A 24439-nucleotide genomic window follows, 5' to 3' on the forward strand; every position below is an offset into this window, starting at 1 on the left:
GCTCTGCACCAGTGGTGGCCGGGCGCCCTACGGGGTGCGAGAGCGCAGGACGCGGCCGCCCACAGCATGGTGGATTTCAGCTCCACCGGCCCTGTCTCGTCCTTGGAGACCTGCCCCCCAAGCCATGAGAAGTTGGCTGACACCAGGCATCACCGACCGGCCCGACCGGTTGTGGCCAGCAGGCGTTACCTATGTGCACACGTAGGAAGGTCGGTTGTACCCGTCGTTTGTGCTGGACGCCCTCTCCGGCCGGATCGAAAGCTGGCAACCTGCCGACCACCAGCGCACCGACCTCCCCTGTACGCGCTGGGGGACGACTGAGCCAATGATCACCCAGCGGGCTTGCGGAGCAGTGAAATCTAAGGCCGTCACATCGCTAAGGCCTTACAGATGGATCAAGCACTGAAACCTCCTGGCCAGGAGGGTCCGTCAGGCGTTGGCTCTGGCACTGGGGTACGTGACCGGTGGCCAGGTTGCGGACATTGCGGCACAAGGTCACGGTGCTGCGCTGGGAGGCGGGACGGCAGCAGCCGAACTAGTCCGACTGTGCGGTGTTCGCGGCGGTAGCGCGCTGGCTGCCGTTCTGGCCGCGTCGCATCGGTTGCCGGCTCGGGCATGCTTTTTGCGCGCGGCCCTTGATCGCCAAGCAGTAAACTTCTCTCGCCCGGGCATGAAGCCCAGGGTTGACGCTACTCTGCTAGCTATGAATAGCGCTCTCAGAGAGTTGACGTTTGGCGACCAGACAGTCCTGGTCAGTACAGTCGTCCAGGCCGGAACAGAGGAGACAAGCGCCGCAGAGGGGTTGCGGGATCGTGCGGTCGATGCCCTGGAAAACGCCGGGGAAGCCATTGAGGCGGTGGCAAAGAGCATCTCGGGGACTGCCGAACGCCTGGCTAAGGCGGCGATAGCCCCGACTGGCATCGAGGTTGAGCTTGGCCTTGCATTCACGGCTCAGGGTGGCGTAGTTGTCGCTGGTGGGGCTGTCCAGGCATCGATCGTCGTGCACCTGAGTTATGGCACGTCCCCCGCCGCGGCTTGATCTCCGTTTCCCGGCCCCGAACGCCCAGATCGAAGGAACTAGTCCATGAGTCCTCGTTTCGGAAACCAAGTGGGCCGGATCCTCCTAGCGGACGGTAGGCCGACTGGCAGTTGCTTCGCGGTGTCACCGCTCATCGTTGTAACTGCAAGTCATGTTCTCGACCAGCTGTCTGCCGAGATAGGCGACAGCGTTGAGTTCGACTTGCTCGATGGGACGGTGCCAACGGTCAGCGCGACTGTTCTCGCCAAGGACAGGATCAGTGACCTGGCGATCCTTCGGGCAGCTAGGGAGTGTCTAGCACCGGTTAAAGGCATCGTCCTTTCGGACTCGGTCCCGCACTTCGCAAAGGTGACAGTCACCGGCGTGTCTGTTGTTGACGACACACACAAGTACGACTGGCTTGATGTCGCTGGCGAATGGCAAGGAAGCGCTCAACGTGACGGCCGCGTTCACCTTGGTCGACTGGAGTCCAAGGCTGTCATGCGGGGTATGAGCGGTGCGCCCGTGCGCCGGCACAATGACGACCTTGTAGTAGGGATTGTTTCATCGCGATACAACTCGCAGGACGGTTGGTTGCGAGATTCGGTGTGGGTGGCCCGAACCGAGCACCTTCTGCAGCTGCTCGGCCAAGTCGTGCCGCCGTCAGAATTGACGACACTCACTGTGCAGGAGGCAACTCCAGCCACCTCCCACACCAACGAGGCGGAATTCCGTCGGCTCGTCGAAGAGTACCTTGTCATCGATGGCTATGACGTGACCGCTAACGAGGTGATCGAAAGCGCCGAATTCGACCTAATTGGCCGCACGACTAGATATCACCAGGACTGGCTAGTCGGCGTCGTCTGCATAGCCAGCGGACAGCCACTGTCCGAGGCGGATCTGAAGTTCCTGTGGCTGGCTTATGAGAAGCTTTTGTCCGACGGGGCGATCAACGAGGTGCTCGTCGTGACCGAGGTCCCCCCGTCAGTGCAGGCCGTGGAGTTTGCGGGCTCTCGACCTCGGCTGTTCTTGCGCACACTCGACGCGCTCGTCGCCAGCGGTCTGAACCTGCGTGGTTACCTTCGCACGGCGGCACAGTTGTTCAGCGATTCTCCCGAGGGCCTTGCGAACTATTACATTCCACCCTCATCACACGACGGCGCGGACCTGGAAACCGAGATCCTCAGGTGGATCGACGACGACCCCAAGTCCGGCATTCCACTCGACCATCCGGTGGCTGTGCTCGGCTCTTACGGTCTAGGTAAGTCCTCGTTCGCAATCCGGCTGACCTCTATCCTCGCCGCGCGCGCGGCAAAAAACGATCTCGCCCGCGTTCCTGTCTTAATTAAACTTGGCGAGATTTCGTCCGAGCAGAGCCTTGAAGGCCTCATCGGAGCGCACTTCACTGCCGCCAATCCGGTGCCAGGTTACTCGTTTCCCAAGTTTCTAAATCTAAATCGCCGCGGAAAGCTTGTTGTCATTTTTGACGGCTTCGACGAGATGAAGCACCTCCTGACGTGGCCAGAATTTAAATTCAACCTTACCCAACTTGGACGATTGGCTGGAAAGAATGCAAAAGTGATGCTTCTTGGGCGGCCAACCGCATTTGAGAATGACGAGGAGATGGCGGAGGCGCTGCATGGAAAAATTCCGGGGCGACTTTCGAGAAACCGGGAACCTGTTGGCGTGGACTACTTCGAGATCGAGCTTGCTCCTTTGGAGACGCTTCAAATTCGTCAATTCCTAGAACGGTATCTCGGCTACATTGAGTCGCTCAGCGGACGCCCTTTTGACATCGAACGAATATGGCAGCAGGTTCAGTCACCCGAGTTGCGCGACATTGGGCGACGCCCGGTCCAACTCCGCATGCTCGCCGACATCCTTCCTGATTATGCAGGGGACATTGAGGACATGGACCTCGAGACCCTCTATGACACCTTTGTGGATCAGTTGATTACTGAGGTGATGCTTCGAGAGGAGAATAAACAGCACCGTTTGGCGTTTAGTCGTGCCGTGCGGCGCGAGTTCCTTGCGCGGCTCGCATTTTGGATGTGGAATCAGCGCGGCACGGGGGTTTTGACCGCAGATCAATTGCCCGACGACCTAGTTGCACCGTACGCAACCGACCGTGATATTTCTGTAACGAGACGTGACTTGATAACTGCGTCCCCGCTCGACCGACGGTACGGTGACCGCATACGCTTCGCACATAGGTCATTCCACGAATTCCTGGTAGCGGAGGAGGCCCTTCGCCGGCTGAGGTCTGGCGATATGACCGTAGCCCAATATGACGCCCTAGCAACCGATGAGGTGGCGACCTTCGTCAAACTGCTGCGCGTGTCCAGCGACGATCCAACCATTGCGACCTTTCTACGAGACCTCACCGGTGCGGTGTCTTGGCGAGCAGCGGACAGCTTGTTGGCGTCCCCGAGTTTGGTGCATGATCTAGAAGTAGCGATGACCGCCGATGGTGGTCGAAACCGGAAACCGCTGACGGCATGGGAGATTCTCCTTCCGTTGCTGCATGTCGTCGATGGCAGGACTCAGACCCAGCTGGGACCAGGGGCCCTAGCTCAGCAGGCGCGTCTCTCCCACGACGGTTCGGCGAGTGTTGCTTTGTTGTGCCTATTTCTATCCGGCTGCCTGGCTACAGGAAATAACGAGCACAACTCTCGAGCCATCGCCGATATTTTCAGTTTGCTTCTCCGAGGTCACCGGGGTGCCAGAGAGTCTGTGGAGGCTCGGGAATTCAAGGAAGAAGGGAACCGGAGACTGCGCCATTCGCATGGGAGGGACAACCTTGCCGACTACTCTTTGCAACCAAAACGGCAACGAGGACGCTCCAAATCTCGAGCGGCGAACAGGTCCGCGTACGAGCATCAGTTCGCCGATGATCGCATTCCTTTTATCCCTCTCGGCGAGCACTTCGTCGGCGATGCACGGGCAAGTGCACGGACTGGTTCTCCCCGGCTTGGTAGATACATCACGCACAGTTATCTCTTTCAAAGCCGTGAGATGGCGACCCGTCAGTCGCTGGACATCTCTGGCGGCTCCCGTGTTGAAATTCGTTGGCTCCCCGAATCGGTGATTGAAATAGCTCAGGTCTTGCGCAATAGCAAGTCCACGATCGATATGCGGAGCCTCAGCCCGATCTTCGCAACGTTTCTGCCAGAGGTCGCATTTATTCGCGACTGGCTGGGAACAAACGGTCTACGTTCGCACATCAAGCTCGCAAGTGCAATTCGTGTCGACCCGGAGGTCGACAGAGAGGCCAAAGGCATAGTCGATGCATGGCAGGCCTATTCAGGTAAGCTGGCTGCGTTGCAGTGAAGTTAGCCAATGGAACGGCCGAGTCAGACGCTTTGGGGCCAGCGAGTCACCGTTGAGTCGGTAAACATGTTGCCGCTGTCGCGATAATCCACCCCTGTTCCCGTTCACACTGCTGCTTGCGATGATCACGCAGTGCGGCGACGGCGGTACGGTGCAGTGCTATCACACGGACGCTGGTGACGGTCTTAAGCGAGCATGTTCGGACGACGCGGTTGAACAGGCGGACGGTCGGTCAGTGGCGGCCGCCTCATCGAACCGACCACCTCATCTGCCCTAGCCAGGCTGGCCACAGGTGCCCATTCCCCGGACCAAGGTTTCGGCTAGGAGTCGCTATCGCTGAGCATCCAGACACGGCGAAGCGGGACCCGTGTAAGGATGTCTTCGGGTAGCCGGTCGTAGGTACGCAGGACCGCGTTGACGACATCGGCTGCCTGCCAGACGTGTACACGCAGCGCTTGGTTCGTCAAGGTGTCGCGGGCCTGGGTTTGGTCAATCCGTCCCAGGCGACCAGGAGCCCCTTTTCGGCACCGTGAGTGGACATGACGCGTGCAATTGGGTGACCACCGGTGCCCTATCTGGCCGCTGGATTTGACCTGGGCCAGCAGCCGTGGGCTGTCAAGTCCAAGAGGCCCCCGGCCAGCGGTGATATCAATTCCGCCGTCGGGCCCGGGTGACGACTGGTCGCAGTAGAAGCTCCGCGGTCAGCACCGCTGACACCAGAGTGGCCAGCTCGTGGCCGGCGAGATCCTCGGCGATGCGTGCGGTGATCTGCTCGAGAGCCGCCTGTTCGATGTCAGTTGCCAGTTCTGGCTCGTCGACATCGGTCTCTTCACCAGGTTCGGCAATGTTGGCGATCCCGGGTGACGGGCCGATGAGGGCCGCGTTGTCGGGATCTGCGCCGGTCGACAGGAGTTGCTCCAGACGCATCACTGCGTTGTTCTTGCTCGGCGCAAAGATGGTCAGCGAGCTCCCAGACTGAACAGCAAGTCCTGCTTGACCGCCGTGCGCGGAAGGTCCGTGCGCTTCCAGTCGACCTTGACCACGTGGCGTTTGTCCGGGTCCGGGTCATCGCCGCGGTAAGTGTAAGCGCCGGTCACGCGGCCGAATGCGATCTGCTTGGTCGTCTTGAGCGGCATGACGAGCAGGTCGCCTGCCTGGATACGGCTACGCAACGCCCACATCTGGCCGATGAAATTGTTGAGACGGCCATCAGACGCCGTGGGAAACGTCGCAGCGACCACCTTCGCCAAGTCCTCGCGAGTGGTGCAGTCGGTCAGATCAGGTACCTCACGCCAGCCGCCACCGGACCATCCCTGTTCCAGCGCCCATTGATCCCGCTCGCCGTACCACCCGGCTCGAACCACCCACGCCTGCGCCACAGAGCCCTCCGCCTCCAGGACTTTGTTCGGTGCCGAGTCCATGCTCTCAGGAGCGAACGACTGTCGCCCGCGATGAGCCTACTTTTTTTCGCGGTGGGGCCGATGTAGGCCACCAACGTTGCGCGGTGCCATCACCACCCACTTTCCGAACGGAGGCGGTCCGGGAGAGCCATACTTGAACCCTTGCGAACACCGACCCGCGGCGGGGGCGTGTTCGCTCATTGTTTGCTCGTATGTCGCGGAACGCGTTGGCAGTAGGTGGCATAGAGTGGCATCTCGGGCCGCTACTATTTCCTCATAATGGGACGGAACGACAGGTGCCGTCACCCGAAATAGTTGACTAACAGCTTTGACCTCGGACTTCTAATCCGACGGTCGCGGGTTCGAATCCTGCCGGGCGCGCCCTCACAACCAGGACATCCATGCGCTGACCTGCAAGAACATCTCTCGCCGTCGTCGCGCCGGTTGCAGCCAGACGCCATCGAACGCGGCCGCGCGGCAGTGTTCCCGGAACATAAGCGGAATGACTCGGTCCGCGTTTCCGCAGGTCATACGCGCGCCAGGTCGCCCGGAGCGTGCGGTGGGGGCGCCGGTCACCGGACGGCCGCGCATCGCGGCACCTCCGTACCGGCCGCCGGCCGCCGGGGGTCACGGGACCTGCTCCGCCGCCCGACATCATGGGCGCATGAGCACATGGGTCTACATACGAGGCTGGCTGGAGTTCTACGGGCAGAAAGCCGAAGCCGAGCACATCATCCACCGCGGGGAGCCTGCAGGATGGGCCTTCCCAGAAGGCGGCTGGCTCGACGCGGCCTGCTATGCCCGAGCCGTTCGCTCCCGGTACTCCGATGATGTCCTCGATCAGATCCGAGAGATCGCCGCCCTCCCGGCCACCGACGAGGACAACGACCGCGTATGTGGGCTCTTCCTCGTCCTCCACGAGGAGGGGCACCAGACCGAATGGCAGATCAGGGACGGGAAGGTTCAGGTTGGCCAGGCACCGGCCCGCTATGACTACCTCTGGCAGTAGCGGGTCGGCCTGGAAGGTGGGGGAAGAACAGCGGCTACGCCGCTGGTACAGCGCGCGGCCGTGGAAGCCGTCGAAGCCCCGCATGCGCCAGCGGCGCGGCAACGTCTCGATCTGCTTGAAGCGCGCCAGGTCGTGGGCGGCCTCGTAACCGCTATCGCCTCACTCTTGAGCGGACGGTGCTTGCACACCGGCGGAGCCGAGCCGGTAAAAGTCGTCGATGGGGACGCGTGCCTGAGCGAACAAGGCCGGCCCGTCCTGCGGCACCGTCGGCCAGGTCCCTGACGGGTTGAGTTCGATGAGCTGCTCGGTGGCGAGGGCGTAGACGACCCGGCCGAGCCCCGAGCGGGCGATGCCGCCGGTGCACATGCCGCAGGGCTGGCAGCTGGTGTACATGGTGGTGCCCGCCGCGGTGCGCGAGTCGAGCTCGCGGGCCGCCCAGCGGGCCAGCTTCAGTTCCGGGTGGGCGCTGATGTCGTTGTCGCGCTGAACCGTGTTGTGCGCCTCGACGAGGACCGTCTCGTCCGGGCCCACCAGGAGGGAGCCGTACGGCGCGTCGCCCGAGGTGACGGCGTGGGCCGCGATGGCTATCGCACGCCGCAGGAATTCTTCGTCGGCAGGGGTGATCATGACCTTGTTCTCCAGTGTGTGGCCACGGCGGTGAGCGCCTTCCATGCCTCCATGGGCCGGCGTGTTTCTTCCGGATCACCGCTGAAGGGGTCGAGCACGACGGTCTCGGCACCCAGCGAGCGAAGCTGGTCGAGGTCGTCGAGGACCTGGTCGATGGTGCCGACACCGGCGAGCCGCCCACCGTCTTCGACGGGCTTGGCGGTCAGTTGCAGGACGATGCGGGGCACGAACGCGGGCGGCGAGTGTTCCGCCAGGGCCGAGCGAAGCCACGGAAGGGTCCTCCGCAGCGGATGCCAGGGGCGGCCGAAGCGGATGGCCCGCCGGATCGCCACGGCGCTGTTCCCGCCGACCCAGATGGGCACCTCGGGCTCGTTTTCCCCACTGCCCGCAGGCCAGGCGTCGCTCAGAACCGTCAGGTATTCGTCCATGAGCCTGCCGCGCTCGGCGAACGGCACGTCGAGCGCCTCGAACTCCTGGCGTGCCCAGCCGACGCCCACGCCGAGCACGAGCCTGCCGCCGCTCAGTTGGTTCAGGTTGCCGGCCATGCGCGCCACCAGAAGCGGATGCCGGTAGGGCAATATCAGCACGGTCGTGCCCAACCGCACCCTGGTGGTGATGCCGGCCATCCAGGACAGCGTGGTGAACGGCTCGTAGAACGGCTCCGGGTACTGCTCGGCCACGTCCGGGGTGATGGCCACGTGGTCCGACATCATGAGGAGGTCGAATCCGAGCCCCTCCACGACCCCGGCCCACTCGCGCAGGACGCCGGGATCGGTTCCAGGCCCGAAGTTCGGTACGTTGACGCCGAGTTGCATAACGTGAGGCTATCCCGGCGGCCGATCAGGCCGAAACCGACTGTTACCGGTCATATTGGCGATTTTTCGTGAATCTGCCGGTAAAGTCGCGGAATGACCGCGAATCTCGATGCCGTCGATTGGGCGATCATCGACGAGCTGCAACAGGACGCGCGGATCTCCCTCAGCGAGCTGGGACGGCGCGTGAACCTCAGCGCGTCGGCCACCACCGAACGGGTGCGGCAGTTGGAGGCGCAGGGCGTCATCACCGGTTACCAGGCGACCGTCGACCTGGCCAAGGTCGGCTACCCCGTCCTGGCCCTGGTCCGGTTGAAGTATCCCGGCAACCATCACCAGCCGTTGCGCCGGTTGCTCGTCGAGCGCCGGGAGATCCTGGAGTGCCTGCGCACCACCGGAGACGATTGCTACACGCTGAAGGTGGCCGCGACCTCCATGGCGCATCTGGAGCACGTGATGGACGAGTTGGCCGGCTTCGGCAGCACGACCACCAACGTCGTCTACAGCCAGACGCTGCCCTACCGCGGCCCCGACCGGCCCTGAGCAACGGCCGAGCGGCAGGCGATCCGGAGCGCACCGACCTCCTCCCACATCCGACGGTCGCGGGTTCGAATCCTGCCGGGCGCGGCACGCTCTTGGGGCCGTGGTCCTGGGCCGGTGGTTCGCTCCTGCCGGTGCGGGAGCGGGTTCCAGGATGCTGCCGGCCAGGTTGCGGCGGTTCCCTTTGTGTTGGCGTCGAGCGGCGCGCCAGCGGTCGGCCTTTAGGCTGACGCGGTGTGGGGTTGTTTCCGGTTTCGGACGGCGGAGTGGAAGAGCCGCTCTATCGACGGGTGCGGCGCGGGCTTGAGGAGGCGATCCTCGCCGGGCGGTTCGAGGACGGGCGGCTGCCGTCCTCCCGCGAGCTGGCCGTCGAGCTGGGCGTGTCGCGCAATACCGTCAACCAGGCGTACCAGGAGCTGGTCACCGACGGCTTCGTGATCGCGCAGGCCCGGTCGGGCTACGTCGTCAACGATGAGATGGCCGTACGCCCGGCGGCCCGTCCGGCGGTACCGGCGGCGCCTCGCTGGCTGGACCGGCTGGCCCCGCCGCCGGGTTTCGCGGAACTGCCGCACATCCGCAAACCGGTGGATTGGGACGGTTACCGGTATCCGTTCGTCACCGGGCACCTGCCGCCCGAGACGTTCCCCGAGCGTGCGTGGCTGCGTTGCCTCAAGGAGGCGCTGCGGCCCGAGCACCGGCGCCACAGCCTTCAGGACGGCATCGACGCCGACGATCCGCTGCTGGTCGAGATGATCTGCAAGCAGATCCTCGCGGGCAGGGGCGTCGCCGCGACCCCCGACCGGGTCCTGGTCACCATCGGTTCCCAGCAGGCGCTGCACCTGGTCGCCACCGCCCTGGTACGGACGGGGACACGGGTCCTGGTCGAGAACCCCGGATATCCGGACGCCCGGCACATCCTCGCCCGCGCCGGGGCGAGGCTGGTCGCCGGGGAAGTGGACGACAGCGGTCTCATCGTCGACGAGCGGCTCCTGGACGTCGGGATGGTCGTCACCACGCCGACCCATCACTACCCCTCGAACGTCACGATGAACGGCCGGCGCAGGCAACGTCTGGTCGCACTCGCCCACGAGCGGAACATCGTGGTGGTCGAGGACGACTATGACAGCGAGCTGCGCTTCGTCGGCAGGGCGTCCCCGGCGCTCGCCTCGCTCGGCCCCGACGCGGTCGTGTACCTCGGCAGCTTCTCGAAGTTCCTGGCTCCGGGCCTGCGGCTGGGATTCGTGCACGGTCCGCCCGCTCTGATCGAGCACCTGCGGGACCTGCGCCGTTACACCGTTCGGCACCCGTCCGGGCACCAGCAGCGCGCCCTGGGCCTGCTCATCGCCTCCGGCGAGTACCGGCGCGGCGTGCGGCACCTGCGCGACGCGCTGCGGCTGCGCTGGGAGGAGGTGGTCGGCGCCGTGCGGCGGCACCTGCCCGACTGGGCGATGCGTCCGCGCGCGGGCGGGGTCAGCGTCTGGATCGGCGGGCCGTACGGGCTGGACACGCGCGAGCTCGCCGCCCGCGTCGCGTCGCGCGGTGTGCTCATCGAGCCCGGCGACACGTTCTTCTTCGCCCCGCCGGTGCCCAGGCACTGGATCAAGCTGGGGTTCGGCGCGATCGACCCCGCGCGGATCGACGCCGGGATCGCGCTGCTCGCCGCGGAGGCGGACCGCATGGCATCTGGTACCTGAGGATCACTCGAAACTGGCTCTTTGCACGGCACCACACAACCAATAGCATCCTTTTCCGACTAGTTTGATCTGAAAAGTGGGGTGTGGGGAAGGTGGCGCGTGCCCTGGTACTCAGAGCCGGCGGGGTCCTGGCCCTGCTGGCCGTCTGGTGGGCCGTCGCGGCCGCGCACATCTGGTCGGAGGTGTTCGTCCCGCCGCCCGGCGCGGTGTGGCATCAGCTGATCCAGACCTCCACCACGCACGACGGCGTGCGCGGTTACAGCGGCCACCTGCTGTACGAGCACCTGGGGGTCAGCCTGCGCCGCATCCTGCTGGGAAGCCTGTACGGCGTGGCGGGCGGGATCGTGCTCGGCCTGGTCGTCGGCCTGGTGCCGACCGTGCGGGCGCTGCTCGGGCCGCTCGTGACGTTCGTGCGCACGCTGCCTCCGCTGGCCTACTTCAGCCTGCTGATCATCTGGTTCGGGATCGACGAGGCGCCCAAGGTGACGCTGCTGTTCGTCGCCGCCCTGCCACCGGTCGCCGTGGCGACCGCCGACGCCGTGCGCGGGGTGCACGAGGACTACGTCTTCGCCGCCCGGTCCCTCGGGGCACGCCGGTGGCAGATCCCGCTGAACATCGTGCTGCCCTCCGCCCTGCCCGAGGTCATCACCGGCGTCCGGGTCGCCGTCGGCGTCGCCTACACCACCGTCGTCGCCGCCGAGACGGTCAACGGGGTGCCCGGCATCGGCGGCATGATCCGCGACGCCCAGCGCTACAACCAGACCGACGTCGTGGTGCTCGGGCTGCTGGCCATCGGCGCCTCCGGCCTGCTCATCGACGGCCTGCTGCAACTGGCCGAACGCCGCCTCGTCCCCTGGCGCGGCAAGTCCTGACCCCCTGCGAAACCCGAAGAGAAGCAAGAGGCACGACTTTGAAGAAGACCTACGGACTTGTCCTCGCCGCGCTCTGCCTCGGACTGGCCGCCTGCTCCTCCGGCACCGGCGCGAGCAAGGCCGCCGCCGGCGGCGGCAACGGCGACGGCACTCCGAAGACACTGCGGATCGGCTACCAGCTCATCCCGAACGGGGACCTGGTGGTCAAGGACCGGAAATGGCTGGAGCAGGCGCTGCCCCACACCAAGATCACCTGGTCCAGGTTCGACTCCGGCGGGGACGTGAACACCGCGATGATCGCCGGCTCGCTCGACATCGGGCTGGCCGGGTCCAGCCCGGTGACCAAGGGCCTTTCCGCCCCGCTGAACATCACGTACAAGGTGCCATGGATCTTCGACGTGATCGGCGAGAACGAGGCGCTCGTGGCGCGCGAGGCCACGTCGGTCACCGCGCTCAGGGGCAAGAAGATCGCCACGCCGTTCTCCTCGACCTCCCACTACAGCCTGCTGGCCGCGCTGCGGGACGCCGGGCTCGCCGAGTCCGACGTCAAGATCATTGACCTGGAGCCGCAGGACGTCCAGGCCGCCTGGCAACGCGGCGACATCGACGCCGCGTACGTGTGGACGCCGGTGCTCGGCACGCTGGAGAAGACCGGCAAGGTCCTCATCACCAGCAAGGACCTGGCCGCCAAGGGCAAGGTGACCGCCGACCTCGCCGTGGTGCGCACCGAGTTCGCCGACAGGTACCCCAAGGCGCTGACCACCTGGCTGCAGCAGCAGGACCGGGCGGTCGAACTGATCCGCGGCGACAGGGACGGCGCGGCCGCCGCCGTCGGACGCCAGCTCAACCTGCCCCCCGCCGAGGCCGCGCGCCAGATCGACCAGCTCATCCTGCTGGACGGCGAGCAGCAGGCGGGACCGGAGTACCTGGGCACGGCGGCCAAGCCCGGCGCGTTCGCGCAGACTCTCCACAGCACCGCCCAGTTCCTCAAGGCGCAGAACCAGCTCCCCTCGGTCCCGGCCTTGAGCGTCTTCCAGCAAGGCCTGGCCACCAAGGAACTCGGCGATGCCTTCCCAAGCTGATCCCGCGGTCTCCCTCCGGAACGTCTCGCTGGTGTTCGGCGGCGGGCGCGGACTCCTGCGGGACCCCGCCACCGTGCAGGCGCTGCGGGACGTCGACGCCGACATCCCCGCCGGGCAGTTCGTGACCATCGTCGGCCCGTCCGGCTGCGGCAAGAGCACCCTGCTGCGGCTGGTCGCGGGTTTCGCCGAGCCCACCGCAGGAGAGGTCCTCGCGGCCGGCGCGCCGATCACCGGGCCGGGCCCGGATCGCGGCATCGTCTTCCAGCAGCCGCGCCTGTTCCCGTGGCTCAGCGTGCGCCGCAACGTCGAATTCGGTCTGCGCACCACCCGCACCCCCAGAGCTCGGCGCGACCGGCGGGCCGACGAACTCCTGCGGCTCGTCGGCCTCGCCGACGCGGCCTCGCGGCGGCCGTACGAGCTGTCCGGCGGGATGCAGCAGCGCGCGGCCATCGCACGGGCGCTGGCACCCGACCCCGACATCCTCCTGATGGACGAGCCCTTCGCCGCGCTGGACGCCCTCACCCGGGAGCGGCTGCAGGAAGAGCTGCGCCGCATCTGGCAGCAGACCGGCAAGACCGTCCTGTTCGTCACGCACAGCGTGGACGAGGCCGTCTTCCTCGGCACCCGCGTCATCGTCCTCAGCAAGCGCCCTGGACGGATCGTCCTCGACAGGGCCTCCACGCTGCCCGGCGAGGACGACCCGCACGCGCACCAGGACTTCCTCACGCTGCGCGAGGAGATCGCCGCCACCGTCCGCGAAGCCGCCGCCTGACCCCCCACCATCAGGAAGGATCGCCATGCGTCTGCACTGGTTCCTGCCCACGACCGGCGACGGCCACGAGGTACGGACCGCCATCATGAGCACCGATGCGCACCGCCCGCCGGGCAGGCCGGGCAGCGTGCGTTACCTGGCGCAGGTGGCGCGGGCGGCCGAGGACGCCGGCTTCGAGGCGGCCCTCACCCCGGTCGGCGCGGGCTGCCCGGACCCGTGGATCGTCTGCGCGGCGGTCGCCCAGCACACCGGACGGCTGAAGCTGCTGGTGGCGTTCCGTCCGGGCTTCACCCTGCCGACTCTCCTGGCCCAGCAGGCACAGGCCTTCCAGGAGATCTCCGGCGGCCGCCTGCTGCTGAACGTCGTCACCGGCGGCGACCCGGTCGAGCAGCGATCGTACGGAGACTTCCTCGACCACGACGCCCGCTACGCCCGTACCGCCGAGTTCCTCGACGTGCTCCGCCGCACCTGGACGGGCCGTCGGTACGACTTCCACGGCGAGCACTACAAGATCGAGGACGGCCTGACCGCACCGCTCGACCCGATCCCGGACGTCTATTTCGGCGGCGCGTCCCCGGCGGCCGAACAGGTCGCGGCCGGGCATGCGGACGTCGCTCTGATGTGGGGCGAACCGCCCGCGGCCATCGCCGCCCGCGCCGCCCGCCTGCGAGCGCTGGCCGCGGCCGAGGGCCGGCATGTGCGTTTCGGCATCCGCCTGCACGTCATCGCCCGCGACACCGCCTCGGAGGCGTGGGCGGAGGCCGAACGCCTGCTGGCCGGCATGGATCCGGCCCGCATCGAGGCCGCGCAGCAGCGCTTCGCCCGTTTCGACTCGACGGGCCAGCAGCGCATGGCCGCACTGCACGGCGGTTCGGTGAAGGGGACGGACGCACGGAGCCTGGAGGTCGCGCCGGGCCTGTGGGCCGGCGTCGGGCTGGTACGCGAGGGCGCCGGGACGGCCCTCGTCGGATCGTACGACGAGGTGGCGGAGCGGATCCGGGAGTATGCCGACCTGGGGATCGAGGAGTTCATCCTCTCCGGCTGGCCCCACCTGGAGGAGGCATACCGCGTCGGGGAGTACGTCATTCCCCGGCTGGCGCCCGGCCCGGCCGGGCTCGTGTCGGGACAGGTCACCGGATGAGCGACGCGCGGCGGTGCGGTTCGGCCTCGGCCGCCGCCGCGGCGGCCCGCGGGGTCAGCGGGGCTTGACCTCGCGCAGGCGGCCCGTCTCGACCTCGTACACGAATCCGCGCACCGCGCCGGTGTGCGGGATGAACGGGTCGGCCTTGATCCTGCCGATGGACTGCCGGACGTCCTGGTCCAGGTCCGTGAAAGCCTCGGCCGACCAGTCCGGCTTCAGGCCGACCTCGTCCTGGACGGCGGCCTTGAAGCCGTCGTCGGTGAAGGTGAGCATGCCGCAGTCGGTGTGGTGGACCAGGACGATCTCGCGGGTGCCGAGCAGCCGCTGGCTGATGGCCAGGCTGCGGCGCACGTCCGCGGTGACCACTCCGCCGGCGTTCCGGATGACGTGCGCGTCCCCCTCCGACAGGCCGAGCAGCCCGTAGGGGTTGAGGCGGGCGTCCATGCACGCGACCACCGCCGCCCCCTTGGCGGGCGGCAGGGGCAGGTCGCCCTTGCCGAAGCCCGCCGCGTAGCGCTCGGCGTTGGCGAGGAATCCGTCCGTCGTGCTCATGAGTCCTCCTTCATCCTGCGCGAAGTCCCGATGTCCGGCCGCTCCGGCGGTCGCCTCCGGATGGGGAGGAGCATATACCAAGTAAACAAGTAGGAATAGTTGCTAATAAGCCAGGGGCGCGTTGCCTTCGACCGCACCGGCGCTGAGCCCGCTCGGCGCGCGCTCCGTTGGACGGCGCTCCGCGACGCGGGTCGCGCGCTGCCTGCCGGACGCCGTCCCCCTCCTGGACGCGGGGACCGCCCGATCCGGCCGGGACCCGGGCGCCAGGTGACAGGTGACAGGTGACAGGTGACAGGGAACGTCCTCGCGCCGCCGCGGCGACGAGTGCCGTCTCACCTGCGTCCGAAGCCGACGTCTGTCCGCGGACGGGCGAGCCGCGCCTACGTCTTCCCGCCGTACACGCCGGCGCCTCGCTCGAACGCCGACAGCGTCGGGTCGTGGTCGAGCGGTCCGGTGTCGGACATGACGCTCATCCAATGGTGGAAGTTGTCGCCGCGCTCCACCAGCAGCTCGTACAACCGCCGGGTGAGGCGGCGCCGGACGTCCGCCAGTTCCGGATGGTCGATCCGGTTGAGCAGCTCGTGCGGGTCCGCGTGCAGGTCGTAGAGCTCGTCGCAGGACTCCGGGTTCACCACGAGCTTGTACCGGCCGTCGTGGATCATCCGCTGCGGGTACGGGAAGTGGTGGCCGTGGAACTCGGCGACGAACTCCTGCCGCCACGGGACGTCGCGGCCTTCGACCAGGGGCAGCAGGCTGCGCCCGTCGACCGCCGGTGCCGCGTCCTCCCCGGCGAGGTCGAGGATGGTGGCGGTCAGGTCGGTGAGGCCGATGAACTCCTCGCGGACCCGTCCCGCGGGCGCGCCGGGGACCCGCACGATTCCGGGCGTGCGGTAGATGTCCTCGTACATGGCCGGCCCCTTGTCGTGCAGCCGGTGCGCGCCGGTGAACTCGCCGTGGTCGGCCGTGAAGAGGACCGCCGTCGAGTCGTCGAGACCGAGGCGGGTGAGCGCGGCCAGGATCCTGCCGATCTCGTGGTCGATCATGGCGACGTAGCCGCGGTAGACGGCGATCAGCTCGCGGGACACCTCCTCCGGCAGCGTGTCGTAGGTCCACAGCTCGCTGTACCTGCGCTGCACGGCGGGCTTCCCCGCGAACGTCTCGGCCACCGAGGCCGGCAGCTCGACGGCGGCCGGGTCGTAGCGGTCGTAGTACTCGTCCGGGAGCAGGTAGGGCAGGTGCGGGCCGAAGAAGTGGGTCGCCAGGAAGAACGGGCGGCGGCCCGTCCGATGGTCCTCGGCGTACCGTTCCAGATGCTCGATCGCGCGGGTGGCCAGGTAGTGCTCGAACGTCGCCTCCAGCGGCTGGCTCAGCCGCGCGGCCAGCAGGTTGCCCGGCCTGCGGTTCGGCAGCGTCCCGCGGATCGGATTCGTGATCGCGAAGGGAGGCAGCCCGCGCTCCTCCAGGTAGGCGAGGTAGTCGGGATGGTCCACCGGGTTGTGCCAGCCGGGCAGATGCGGGCCGTCGAAGCCGTGGTGGCCCGCGCTCCGCTCGGCGTCGACGTGCCACTTGCCGATGAGGCCCAGGTTGTATCCGGCCTTGGCCAGCGGATCGGCGAAGGTGAACTGGCCGTCGGCCAGCTCGACCGTGTAGCCGACGTTGCGCTCCCGGTTGGCCAGCAGCTTGTGCCGGAACGGCGCGTACCCGGTGAGCAGGCTCGCCCGCGCGGGCGCGCAGATCGCGGTCGGCGTGTACGACCGGTCGAAGCGCGTTCCCGTCTCCGCCAGGCCGTCCAGGTGCGGGGTGCTCACCGAGCCGTCCCGCGCGTAGCAGCCGAGGGTGTCCACCCGGTGCTGGTCGGTCATCAGGAACAGGATGTTCCGGCGCTCCCCCGGTCCGGTCATCTCCCGGCCGCCTTCGTGTAGAGGTCGCCCGCGTAGTAGGTGTCGGCCTTGGGCACGGTCTTGAGCTTGCCGGACTCGACGAACAGCGCCGCCAGCCCGTCCAGCCACCTGGCGACCGTCCCGTCCTGCGTCCTGGCGACGAGGTCGGCGGTGGTGGGGTACTCGCCGTTGGCGGCGTCCGCCTCGACCTTGTCGACCGGCAGCTTCATGAACGCCGCGGTGAGCTTGATCGTCTCGTCCCGATGCCCGGCGCGGTAGTCGGCGGCCTCCTGGAGCACCCGGATCACCTTGGTGGTCAGCTCGGGCTTGCGGCTCGGCAGGTCGGGAGCGCTGACGAAGGCGTTCGGGAAGCTCATCGCCGGATAGAAGTCGCGATCGCCGGCCAGGTCGACCAGGTCCGGCTTGCGCTGCTTGATCGTGTCGATCAGCGGGTACCAGATGCCGGCCGCGTCGATCTGGCCGGAGACGAACGCCGACACGATCGTCGTCGGGTCCATGGCGACCTTCCGCACGTCCTTGACGGTCAGGCGGGCCCGCTTCAGCGCGAGCGAGAGGATCATGTCGCCGGACGTGCCCTCCGGCACGCCGACCCTCTTCCCCTTCAGGTCGGCGACCGTCTTGATGCCCCGGCCGGGCTGCGCGATCACGTGGTCGGCGAACCCGAGTCCGTTCACCGCGAGGATCTTCGCCTTGCCGGACGCGGGCAGCCAGAACGCCCCCGGCCCGATGTAGCCGGCGTCCAGGTCCCCGGCACCGAGCGCCTGGATCTGCAGCGGGCCGTTGGTGAACACCTTGGTCTCGGGCTTGAGGCCCTGCTTCTCCCACAGGCCCTGCTTCTCCGCGATCGCGAGCAGGCTGGAGCCGTTGAAGTCGGCGATGTAGCCGAACCGGACCTTCTCCCCCGACCCGCCCGACCCGGCCTTGGCGTCGTCGCCGCATCCGGCCGCCGACAGCGCCAGCACGGCCGCGGCGAGACCCGCCAGCGCGGTGCGCATCCTCACGTTGTGTTCCCTTCCTGGTGGTAGACCGCATGCCAGATGCGGTTGCGGATCTCCGCGAACTCCGGGGACAGCCGCACCTCCTCGGTGCGGGGACGGGGCAGGCCGACGTCCACGACCTCCTGGACGCGGCCGGGCGCCGCCATGACGACCACCCGGCCGCCGAGGTAGACGGCCTCGTCCACGTCGTGGGTGATGAACAGGACCGTGCGGCGCTCCCGGCTCCAGATGTCGAGCAGCCGGTCCTGCATGCGGACGCGGGTCAGCGCGTCCAGGGCGCCGAACGGCTCGTCCATCAGCAGGATCCGGGGCTCGGCGGCGTAGGCGCGGGCGAGCGCGCAGCGCTGCCGCATCCCGCCGGACAGCGTCCGCGGGTGCGCGTCGGCGAAGTCGCCCAGCCCGACCATGTCGATGAAGTACTCGGCCCGCGCCCGGCGCTCCCGCCGCGGCACCCTGGCGATCTTCAGCCCGAACTCGACGTTGCCGCGCACGGTCAGCCAGGGGAACAGCGCGTACTGCTGGAAGATCACACCGCGTTCCGGGCCCGGACCGGCGACCGCGCGGCCGTCCACCAGGACCTCGCCGGAGGTCGGTGGGACGAGCCCGGCGGCGACGCCGAGCAGCGTGCTCTTGCCGCATCCGGACGGGCCGACGACGGTGACGAACTCCTCGTCGGCGACGCCGAGGGCGACCCGGTCGAGCGCGGTGACGGAGGCTCCGGCGGCGGCCGGATAGACCTTCCCCACCTCACGGAACTCGATCTTGGCGGCGTCCGGCGTGGTCGCCGCGGCGCCCGCGCCGTCCCGGCGCGCCGCGTTCACCGGCGCTCCTGCCAGCCGCCGAGGCGCCGTTCGGCGAGCAGCAGCAGCCGGTCCATCAGCAGGCCGAGCACACCGATCGTGATCAGCCCGACGAAGATCGTGGGGAGGTCGTAGTACACCTGGGCCTGCTGCATCCGGAAGCCGAGGCCCTCCTGCGCAGCGATCAGCTCGGCCGCCACCAGCGTGGCCCAGGCCGAACCGAGGCCGATGCGCATCCCGACCACGATGAACGGGGTCGAGGCGGGGACGACCACGCGGGCGAAGACGACCCGGTCCCCCGCGCCCAGCACCCGCGCCGCGTTGACCAGTGTGGGATCCACCCCAATCACGCCCTGAAAAGTAGAGATCACGCACGACAGAAAGGCGCCGAGGGCGATCACCAGGACTTTCGGCGTCTCGCCGATGCCGAGCACGACGATGGCGAGCGGAATGATCGCGAGCGGCGGGACCGTCCGGAAGAACTGCACCCACGGCTCCAGCAGCCCGCGCGCCACGCCGTACCAGCCCATCAGGAAGCCGGCCGGAACCGCCAGGACCGTCCCCAGCGCGAAGCCGAGGAACACCCGGCGCAGGCTGGCCAGCGCGTCGCCCGCCAGCGTCCCGTCACCGATCAGCTCGGCCGCGCGCTGGGCCACCCGGACGGGACCGGGCAGCCCCTGGACGCCGAATCCCGCCAGCACCGCCCAGAGCCCGATGCCGAGCAGCAGCGTGAGGAGGTTGAGCGCCGGGCCCCGGAGCCGGGGCGGCACGCTGCGGCGCCGGACGTCGCGCACCGGCGATGGCGCCGGCGCGGTCACCGCACCCATCGGCTCACCTCCGCCGACAGAAGCTCCAGCGTACGCAGGTCGTGGGCGCCGTCCGCACGGGTCATCTCGTAGTAGAGGCGCAGCCGCCCGTCGCCCTGGGGGACGGCGTCCACGTAGCGCACCGATCCCGTTCCGGACGCCGAGACGACCGCCGGCCCGTCGGGCGTCAGACGCTTCCAGTCCGCCAGGTCGGCCGACCAGGCGAGGCCTGTCTTCTCCTCGTAGTTGCGGGTGTGGTCGACCTCGCCGTCGTAGAACCCGAGATATCCACCGCCGGTCTCCACGACGCTGTTGAGGCGGGCGGCCCAGCGGTCCCAGCCCGCTCCCGGTTCGAAGACGATCCCGCGCCACTCCCACGTCCTCCCGTCGTCGGCGCTCTCGGCGAGCGCCGACACCGAGTCCGACAGGCCCGTGTTGTGGATGTCCGCGGTCGCGTGGGCGCGCTCGAGATCCCGCTCGGAGAGCGCGGCGCGCGCGGCGCTGACCAGCATCACCACCCGCCCGTCCGCAGTGCGCACCACACGCGGATCCTTGACGCCCTGCGTGCCGGTCGTCGCGGCCGTGAAAACCGGGCGCCGCGCCGCCACGTCGAAGCCGTCCGGCGCCGCGGCCTCGGCCACATCGATCCGCCATCTGCCGTCGGCCGGGTCCACGTAGCTGAGATACAGCTGGTAGACGCCGTCGCGTCGCCGGTACAGGCTGAAGCGCTCCATCGAAGGCGTGGCCAGTTCGCCCTTCTCCACGGCCCAGACGTCCTCGAACTCCAGCCCGTCGGCGCTCACCGCGACCGCGCAGCGCCAGCCCCGCTCCGTGCCGGCGGCACCGCGCGGACGCCGGCGCCTGTACGTCATCAGGTGGCGGCCCTCGTCGCGCAGGACGCCGGGACAGCCCACCCAGTAGCCGGGCTCGGCCCGCTCGGGCTCGAACACCGTGACGCCCGCCTCGGGGTCGAAGGTCATGCGGGGGTCCCTCCTGCCATCAGAAACGGATAGCCCGCCAGCAGCGGGGATTCATGGGCCACCAGGGCGATCGCGCCGAGCGCGCCCGCCTCGGGCCCGAGGCTGGCGGGACTCAGGCGCAGGTCCGCGCGGACCATCGGCAGCGCGTGCCGCCGCAGCGCCTCCTCCGCCGGGCCGAGGATCGCCTCGCCCGCGGCCGCCAGTTCACCGCCCACCACGACCCGCTCGGGGGCCAGGGTGTTGCAGACCCCGGCGAGGACGAGGCCGAGCGCCCGGCCGGCCCGATCGAACGCCGCCCGCGCCGCGGCGTCCCCCGCGTCCAGTGCGGCGAGCGCACCGGGAAGGTCGGCGCCGCCGCAGGCGGCCAGGACGGCGGGAACCGACGCGTAAGCCTCCAGGCAGCCGTGTCCTCCGCAACCGCAGGGCGGTCCGGCCGCGTCCACCGGCACGTGCCCGATCTCCCCGGCCGTTCCTGCGGCGCCGCGCAGCAGCCGGCCGTCCGCCACGATCCCGCCGCCGACGCCGTCCGAGAGCCGCACGTAGACGACGTCGGACGATCCCGTCCCGGCGCCCCGCGCGGCCTCCGCCAGGGCCGCCAGCCGGGTGTTGTTGTCGGCGACGACCGGCACGCCGAAATGCTCGCCGACAGCCTCCGCGACCTGCCGCGCCGCACCGTCCGGGCGTCCGTCCCGGTCGCGGGGCACCGGCCCGGCCACACCGACCCCGACACCGGTGAGCGGCCCGAGGTCCACCCGGAGCGAATCCACCAGGTTGCAGGCGATGCGCACCCGCCGCCCCCATGAGGTGGACCGGGCGTAAGAGCGGGTCCCGGTGGCGGCCACCTGTTGCGCGGCGTCGGCGACCGCGACGTGCACCCTGCGGTGCCCGAAGTCCATCCCGAGCGTCCGGCCCGCGGCAGGGTTCAGCGTGACCAGCTCCGCCGGGCGTCCCGGAGAGCGCCGTCCGGTCGCCTCCGCCGTGGCGGTGACCACGGCGCCGCGTTCCAGCAGCGCACTGACGATCTCCGACAGCGTCGACCGGGACAGCCCGGACGACCGGGCGATCTCGGCCCGGCTCAGCGGCCCCCGGGCGCGCAGCAGCGCCAGGATCCGCTCCTCGTGCCCACGGCGGACCAGCTCCAGGACACCGGGCTCCGCGCCGGATGCCATACCGCCCACCGTTCTGTCGTGCCTCCGGACAAAATCTCCGCTGGTGAGAGTGGAGAGTAACAACGAAATTAACGATTTTCCATACAGATTTAGTAGGTTAAAGAGTGAGGCGGGTCACAGCAGCGCGCACAGCGGGCGCCTCACCAGCGGACCGGCAGGCCCTTGGGTCCTGTGACGAGTGCGTTCTTGCGCCAATCCACCTGGGATGCGGGGACCGCGAGCTCCAGAGCGGGGAACTCGGCGAGCAGGACGCTCAGCACTGTGGTGACCTCGAGGCGCGCGAGTCGGGCGCCCAGGCAGAAGTGCGCACCGTACCCGAAGGTCATGTGCTGAGCGGGCGGCGGGCGTGTCATGTCGCAGGAGTTCCTCGACCAGTCCCTCAGCCATCGGCGCGGCGACCGTGGCCAGTCCGGAGTAGACGCCGTCCGTCAGGAGCGTGAAGTTCCCGGTGGCTATCAGGTTGGCGGTCGTCTCGTGACCGGCCGCGATGAGGTTGGTGGTCAGGCTGACCAGTTCCGGTTCGCTGAGCGACGGAAGACGGCGGCTGCGTGCCTATTCGTCCGGGATGAGGTCGAGGGCGACCTCCAGTGCGGCGTCCTGCAGTTCGTTCTCGTCGATGTCCGTGTCGCGCATGGCGAAGTGGGTCATGTGCAGGGTGAGGATGGACAGGCGGGCGCGGATCTGGTCCGGGAGGCTCGTCTCCTTGTCGACCAGGAATTCGGCGAACGACTGCATGCGCGCGCGCAGGTCGGCGCCGCCCTTCAGGTCCCGTACCGCCGGTTCGTTCTGCTGCATGAAGCGGAGCATCTCCTTGCCGGGACCCTGGATGATCTCGGCATAGCGGCGCACGAACTCCCGTCGTGACGCCGGGGTGGGCTGCTGCCCGCGCGCCCATTCCAGGAGCTCCTCGGCCTCGGCGTGGAAGTCCGCGAAGAGGCTGGCGACGATGTCCTCTTTGGTCTTGAAGTGGTAGTACAGCGCCGCCTTGGTCACGTCGAGCCGTTCGGCGATCTCGCGGAGCGAGGTCTTCTCGTAGCCCTGCTCGGCGAACAGCTCCAGGGCGACCCTGCGGATCTGCTCGCGGGTGTCGCTTCGTCGGCGGGTCATCACGTCCTCCCCAAACAATCTTACTTGACGCCCGGCTAGTTTCCAGCTTACCGTACGGCAAGTAAGCAAACTAGCCGGGCGGCAGGTAAGTACGATGGAGGGACGACCGGGATGAGTACGACACAGACGGAGAGCGGGGCGGGGGCCGCTCCCCAGAGCAAGCGCCAGATCTACATCGTGATGAGCGGGCTGATGATCGGGATGCTGCTCGCCATGCTGGACAACATGGTGGTCGGCACCGCGATGCCCACGATCGTCGGCGAGCTGGGCGGGTTGGCGCATCTGTCCTGGGTGGTCACCGCCTACACGCTCGCCACCGCCGCGGCGACGCCGATCTGGGGCAAGCTCGGTGACATCTACGGCCGCAAGGGCATGTTCATGGCCGCCATCGTGCTGTTCCTGGCCGGGTCGGCACTGGCCGGCATGGCGCACAGCATGATGCAGCTGATCGCCTTCCGCGGTCTCCAGGGACTGGGCGCCGGTGGCCTGATGGTCGGGGCGATGGCCATCATCGGCGACCTGGTGCCGCCCCGCGAGCGCGGGCGCTATCAGGGACTGATGGCCGCGGTCATGCCGCTGGCGTTCATCGGGGGCCCGCTGCTGGGCGGCCTGGTCACCGACCACCTCAGCTGGCGGTGGGCCTTCTACGTCAACCTGCCGCTGGGCGCCCTCGCCCTGGTGGTCACCGCGCTGACCATGCACCTTCCCAAGCGTCCTCGCGGCACCTCCCGCATCGACTATGCCGGCGCGGCCCTGCTGACCGGCGGCATCGTCTGCCTGTCGCTGATGACCAGCTGGGGCGGTCTGGAGTACGCCTGGACCTCCGCCACGATCATCGGCCTGGGCGCCGGCGCAGCCGTCCTGCTGACGCTGTTCGTGCTGTGGGAGCTGCGTGTCGAGTCCCCGATCCTGCCGATGAGCCTGTTCCGCAGCCGTAACTTCACTCTGGCCTCGGTGCTGGGCTTCCTGGTCGGCTTCGCGATGTTCGGTGCGGTGACCTTCCTGCCGCAGTTCCAGCAGCTGGTGCAGGGCGCCTCGGCCACCAACAGCGGCCTGCTCCTGCTGCCGTTGATGATGGGCATGCTCGTCACCACCATGGCGGTCGGACAGCTGGTGACCCGCACCGGGCGCTACCGCGTCTACCCCATCGTGGGCGGCGTGTTCATGACCGCGGGCATGCTGCTGCTGGCCCAGCTCACCGTGGGCTCCACCCGGCTGACCACCGGGCTGTTCATGCTCGTGCTGGGCGCCGGTATGGGGTTCCTGATGCAGAACACGATGCTCATCGCGCAGAACAGCGTGGAGATGAAGGACATGGGCGCGGCCAGCGGCGCGGCCACCCTGTTCCGGACGATCGGCGGCTCGCTCGGCGTGTCGATCCTCGGCGCGATCTACAGCAGCCACCTGACCGGTGCGCTGACCGACCGGCTCGGCGAGCAGGCAGGCGAGTCGATCTCGGGCAGCGGCGGCCAGCTCACTCCGGCGCTGCTCAAGCGGATGCCGGTCGACGTGCGCGACGCCGTGGAGCACGCGGTCACCTCAGGTGTCCACAACGTCTTCCTCTGGGCGTCCGCGTTCACGCTGCTGGCCATCGTCGCCGCCTGGTTCATCCGCGAAACCCCGCTGCGCGGCGGCGCCGCCGACCAGTCCGCCCCCGAGGACCGCGCACTCACCGAACCCGTCACGGTCTGACCCGCCGCAGCACCACCAGGGGTCGTCCTCCCAGGAGGACGGCCCCTGTCTCATTCAGGCCGGGCGCCGACGCTGCAACGTCGAAGCCCCCTCGCCGCTGCCGAGATCCAAGATCATGGCCCGCGCGTTCGCCCGGC

23 protein-coding genes are annotated in these 24439 nt (G+C 68.3%); 10 read left to right on the forward strand and 13 right to left on the reverse strand.

The features are described 5' to 3' along the window. The first annotated feature begins 703 nt into the window (after nucleotides 1-703). Nucleotides 704-1039: a CU044_2847 family protein gene (locus BJ999_RS32725; protein WP_189269960.1), complete on the forward strand. Its 336-nt coding sequence runs from the start codon at nucleotides 704-706 to the stop codon at nucleotides 1037-1039. A gap of 45 nt (nucleotides 1040-1084) precedes the next feature. Next, entirely contained in the window at nucleotides 1085-4348 is a 3264-nt protein-coding gene (locus BJ999_RS32730; protein WP_179836832.1) for a serine protease, read from the forward strand. Nucleotides 4349-4996: 648 nt separating this feature from the next. Here the strand turns inward: BJ999_RS32730 and BJ999_RS41530 are convergent. After that, nucleotides 4997-5278 (reverse strand): hypothetical protein, encoded by a 282-nt coding sequence (locus BJ999_RS41530; RefSeq protein ID WP_218935336.1) that lies wholly within the window; start codon nucleotides 5276-5278, stop codon nucleotides 4997-4999. A gap of 29 nt (nucleotides 5279-5307) precedes the next feature. Next, nucleotides 5308-5769, reverse strand: a complete 462-nt coding sequence (locus tag BJ999_RS41535) for a restriction endonuclease (RefSeq protein ID WP_218935337.1) — start codon at nucleotides 5767-5769, stop codon at nucleotides 5308-5310. Nucleotides 5770-6412: 643 nt separating this feature from the next. Between BJ999_RS41535 and BJ999_RS32740 the strand changes: the two genes are divergently transcribed. Then, nucleotides 6413-6757 carry a hypothetical protein gene (locus BJ999_RS32740; RefSeq protein ID WP_179836833.1) on the forward strand — a complete coding sequence of 115 codons (345 nt, stop codon included), beginning with the start codon at nucleotides 6413-6415 and terminating at the stop codon, nucleotides 6755-6757. A 159-nt stretch (nucleotides 6758-6916) separates the two neighbouring features. Here the strand turns inward: BJ999_RS32740 and BJ999_RS32745 are convergent, their stop codons facing one another. Both BJ999_RS32745 and BJ999_RS32750 read right to left on the reverse strand, forming a co-directional pair. Further along, nucleotides 6917-7384: a nucleoside deaminase gene (locus BJ999_RS32745; protein ID WP_179836834.1), complete on the reverse strand. Its 468-nt coding sequence runs from the start codon at nucleotides 7382-7384 to the stop codon at nucleotides 6917-6919. Further along, nucleotides 7381-8199: an LLM class flavin-dependent oxidoreductase gene (locus BJ999_RS32750; protein WP_179836835.1), complete on the reverse strand. Its 819-nt coding sequence runs from the start codon at nucleotides 8197-8199 to the stop codon at nucleotides 7381-7383. Before BJ999_RS32750 ends, BJ999_RS32745 begins: the two co-directional genes overlap by 4 nt. Before the next feature lie 93 nt (nucleotides 8200-8292). Here BJ999_RS32750 and BJ999_RS32755 point away from each other — a divergent pair, with 93 nt between their 5' ends. The 6 genes from BJ999_RS32755 (at nucleotide 8293) to BJ999_RS32780 (ending at nucleotide 14297) form a co-directional block, all read left to right on the forward strand. After that, a complete protein-coding gene (locus tag BJ999_RS32755; protein ID WP_179836836.1) occupies nucleotides 8293-8739 on the forward strand; it encodes an Lrp/AsnC family transcriptional regulator in 447 nt (148 codons plus the stop codon). Between the two features lie 263 nt (nucleotides 8740-9002). After that, nucleotides 9003-10430 (forward strand): MocR-like pyridoxine biosynthesis transcription factor PdxR, encoded by a 1428-nt coding sequence (gene pdxR, locus BJ999_RS32760; protein WP_476723716.1) that lies wholly within the window; start codon nucleotides 9003-9005, stop codon nucleotides 10428-10430. Nucleotides 10431-10522: 92 nt separating this feature from the next. Further along, a complete protein-coding gene (locus BJ999_RS32765; protein ID WP_229810538.1) occupies nucleotides 10523-11302 on the forward strand; it encodes an ABC transporter permease in 780 nt (259 codons plus the stop codon). A gap of 38 nt (nucleotides 11303-11340) precedes the next feature. After that, the gene (locus BJ999_RS32770; RefSeq protein WP_179836839.1) at nucleotides 11341-12384 is read left to right on the forward strand and encodes a taurine ABC transporter substrate-binding protein; all 1044 of its coding nucleotides are present in this window, start codon (nucleotides 11341-11343) and stop codon (nucleotides 12382-12384) included. Beyond that, the gene (locus tag BJ999_RS32775; RefSeq protein WP_179836840.1) at nucleotides 12368-13156 is read left to right on the forward strand and encodes an ABC transporter ATP-binding protein; all 789 of its coding nucleotides are present in this window, start codon (nucleotides 12368-12370) and stop codon (nucleotides 13154-13156) included. Before BJ999_RS32770 ends, BJ999_RS32775 begins: the two co-directional genes overlap by 17 nt. Before the next feature lie 25 nt (nucleotides 13157-13181). Continuing rightward, nucleotides 13182-14297 (forward strand): LLM class flavin-dependent oxidoreductase, encoded by a 1116-nt coding sequence (locus BJ999_RS32780; protein WP_179836841.1) that lies wholly within the window; start codon nucleotides 13182-13184, stop codon nucleotides 14295-14297. 54 nt (nucleotides 14298-14351) lie between these two features. Here BJ999_RS32780 and BJ999_RS32785 read toward each other — a convergent pair whose 3' ends face one another. The 9 genes from BJ999_RS32785 to BJ999_RS32825 all read right to left on the reverse strand — a co-directional run bounded on the left by BJ999_RS32785 (nucleotide 14352) and on the right by BJ999_RS32825 (nucleotide 22610). After that, nucleotides 14352-14849 carry a beta-class carbonic anhydrase gene (locus BJ999_RS32785; protein ID WP_179836842.1) on the reverse strand — a complete coding sequence of 166 codons (498 nt, stop codon included), beginning with the start codon at nucleotides 14847-14849 and terminating at the stop codon, nucleotides 14352-14354. Nucleotides 14850-15229: 380 nt separating this feature from the next. Then, nucleotides 15230-16750: a sulfatase family protein gene (locus tag BJ999_RS32790; RefSeq protein ID WP_179836843.1), complete on the reverse strand. Its 1521-nt coding sequence runs from the start codon at nucleotides 16748-16750 to the stop codon at nucleotides 15230-15232. After that, nucleotides 16747-17745, reverse strand: coding sequence for an aliphatic sulfonate ABC transporter substrate-binding protein (locus BJ999_RS32795; RefSeq protein WP_179838971.1), 999 nt, complete (start codon nucleotides 17743-17745; stop codon nucleotides 16747-16749). The genes BJ999_RS32790 and BJ999_RS32795 overlap by 4 nt, the downstream gene beginning before the upstream one ends. A 2-nt stretch (nucleotides 17746-17747) precedes the next feature. After that, nucleotides 17748-18569 (reverse strand): ABC transporter ATP-binding protein, encoded by an 822-nt coding sequence (locus BJ999_RS32800; RefSeq protein ID WP_179836844.1) that lies wholly within the window; start codon nucleotides 18567-18569, stop codon nucleotides 17748-17750. Continuing rightward, complete coding sequence (locus BJ999_RS32805) at nucleotides 18566-19375, reverse strand: ABC transporter permease (RefSeq protein WP_179836845.1); 810 nt, start codon at nucleotides 19373-19375, stop codon at nucleotides 18566-18568. The genes BJ999_RS32800 and BJ999_RS32805 overlap by 4 nt, the downstream gene beginning before the upstream one ends. After that, a complete protein-coding gene (locus BJ999_RS32810; protein WP_179836846.1) occupies nucleotides 19363-20334 on the reverse strand; it encodes a hypothetical protein in 972 nt (323 codons plus the stop codon). The genes BJ999_RS32805 and BJ999_RS32810 overlap by 13 nt, the downstream gene beginning before the upstream one ends. After that, nucleotides 20331-21503, reverse strand: coding sequence for an ROK family transcriptional regulator (locus BJ999_RS32815; protein WP_179836847.1), 1173 nt, complete (start codon nucleotides 21501-21503; stop codon nucleotides 20331-20333). Before BJ999_RS32815 ends, BJ999_RS32810 begins: the two co-directional genes overlap by 4 nt. A gap of 140 nt (nucleotides 21504-21643) precedes the next feature. Next, on the reverse strand, nucleotides 21644-21886 hold the full coding sequence (locus BJ999_RS32820) for a cytochrome P450 (protein ID WP_268247848.1): 243 nt from the start codon (nucleotides 21884-21886) through the stop codon (nucleotides 21644-21646). A 169-nt stretch (nucleotides 21887-22055) separates the two neighbouring features. Next, nucleotides 22056-22610 (reverse strand): TetR/AcrR family transcriptional regulator, encoded by a 555-nt coding sequence (locus tag BJ999_RS32825; RefSeq protein WP_179836849.1) that lies wholly within the window; start codon nucleotides 22608-22610, stop codon nucleotides 22056-22058. Nucleotides 22611-22721: 111 nt separating this feature from the next. On the opposite strand from BJ999_RS32825, the gene BJ999_RS32830 reads away from it, so the two are divergent. Next, the gene (locus BJ999_RS32830) at nucleotides 22722-24302 is read left to right on the forward strand and encodes an MDR family MFS transporter (RefSeq protein ID WP_179836850.1); all 1581 of its coding nucleotides are present in this window, start codon (nucleotides 22722-22724) and stop codon (nucleotides 24300-24302) included. The last annotated feature ends 137 nt before the right edge of the window (nucleotides 24303-24439 follow it).

The sequence above is a fragment of the Actinomadura citrea genome (assembly GCF_013409045.1).
Classification (GTDB): Bacteria; Actinomycetota; Actinomycetes; order Streptosporangiales; family Streptosporangiaceae; genus Spirillospora; species Spirillospora citrea.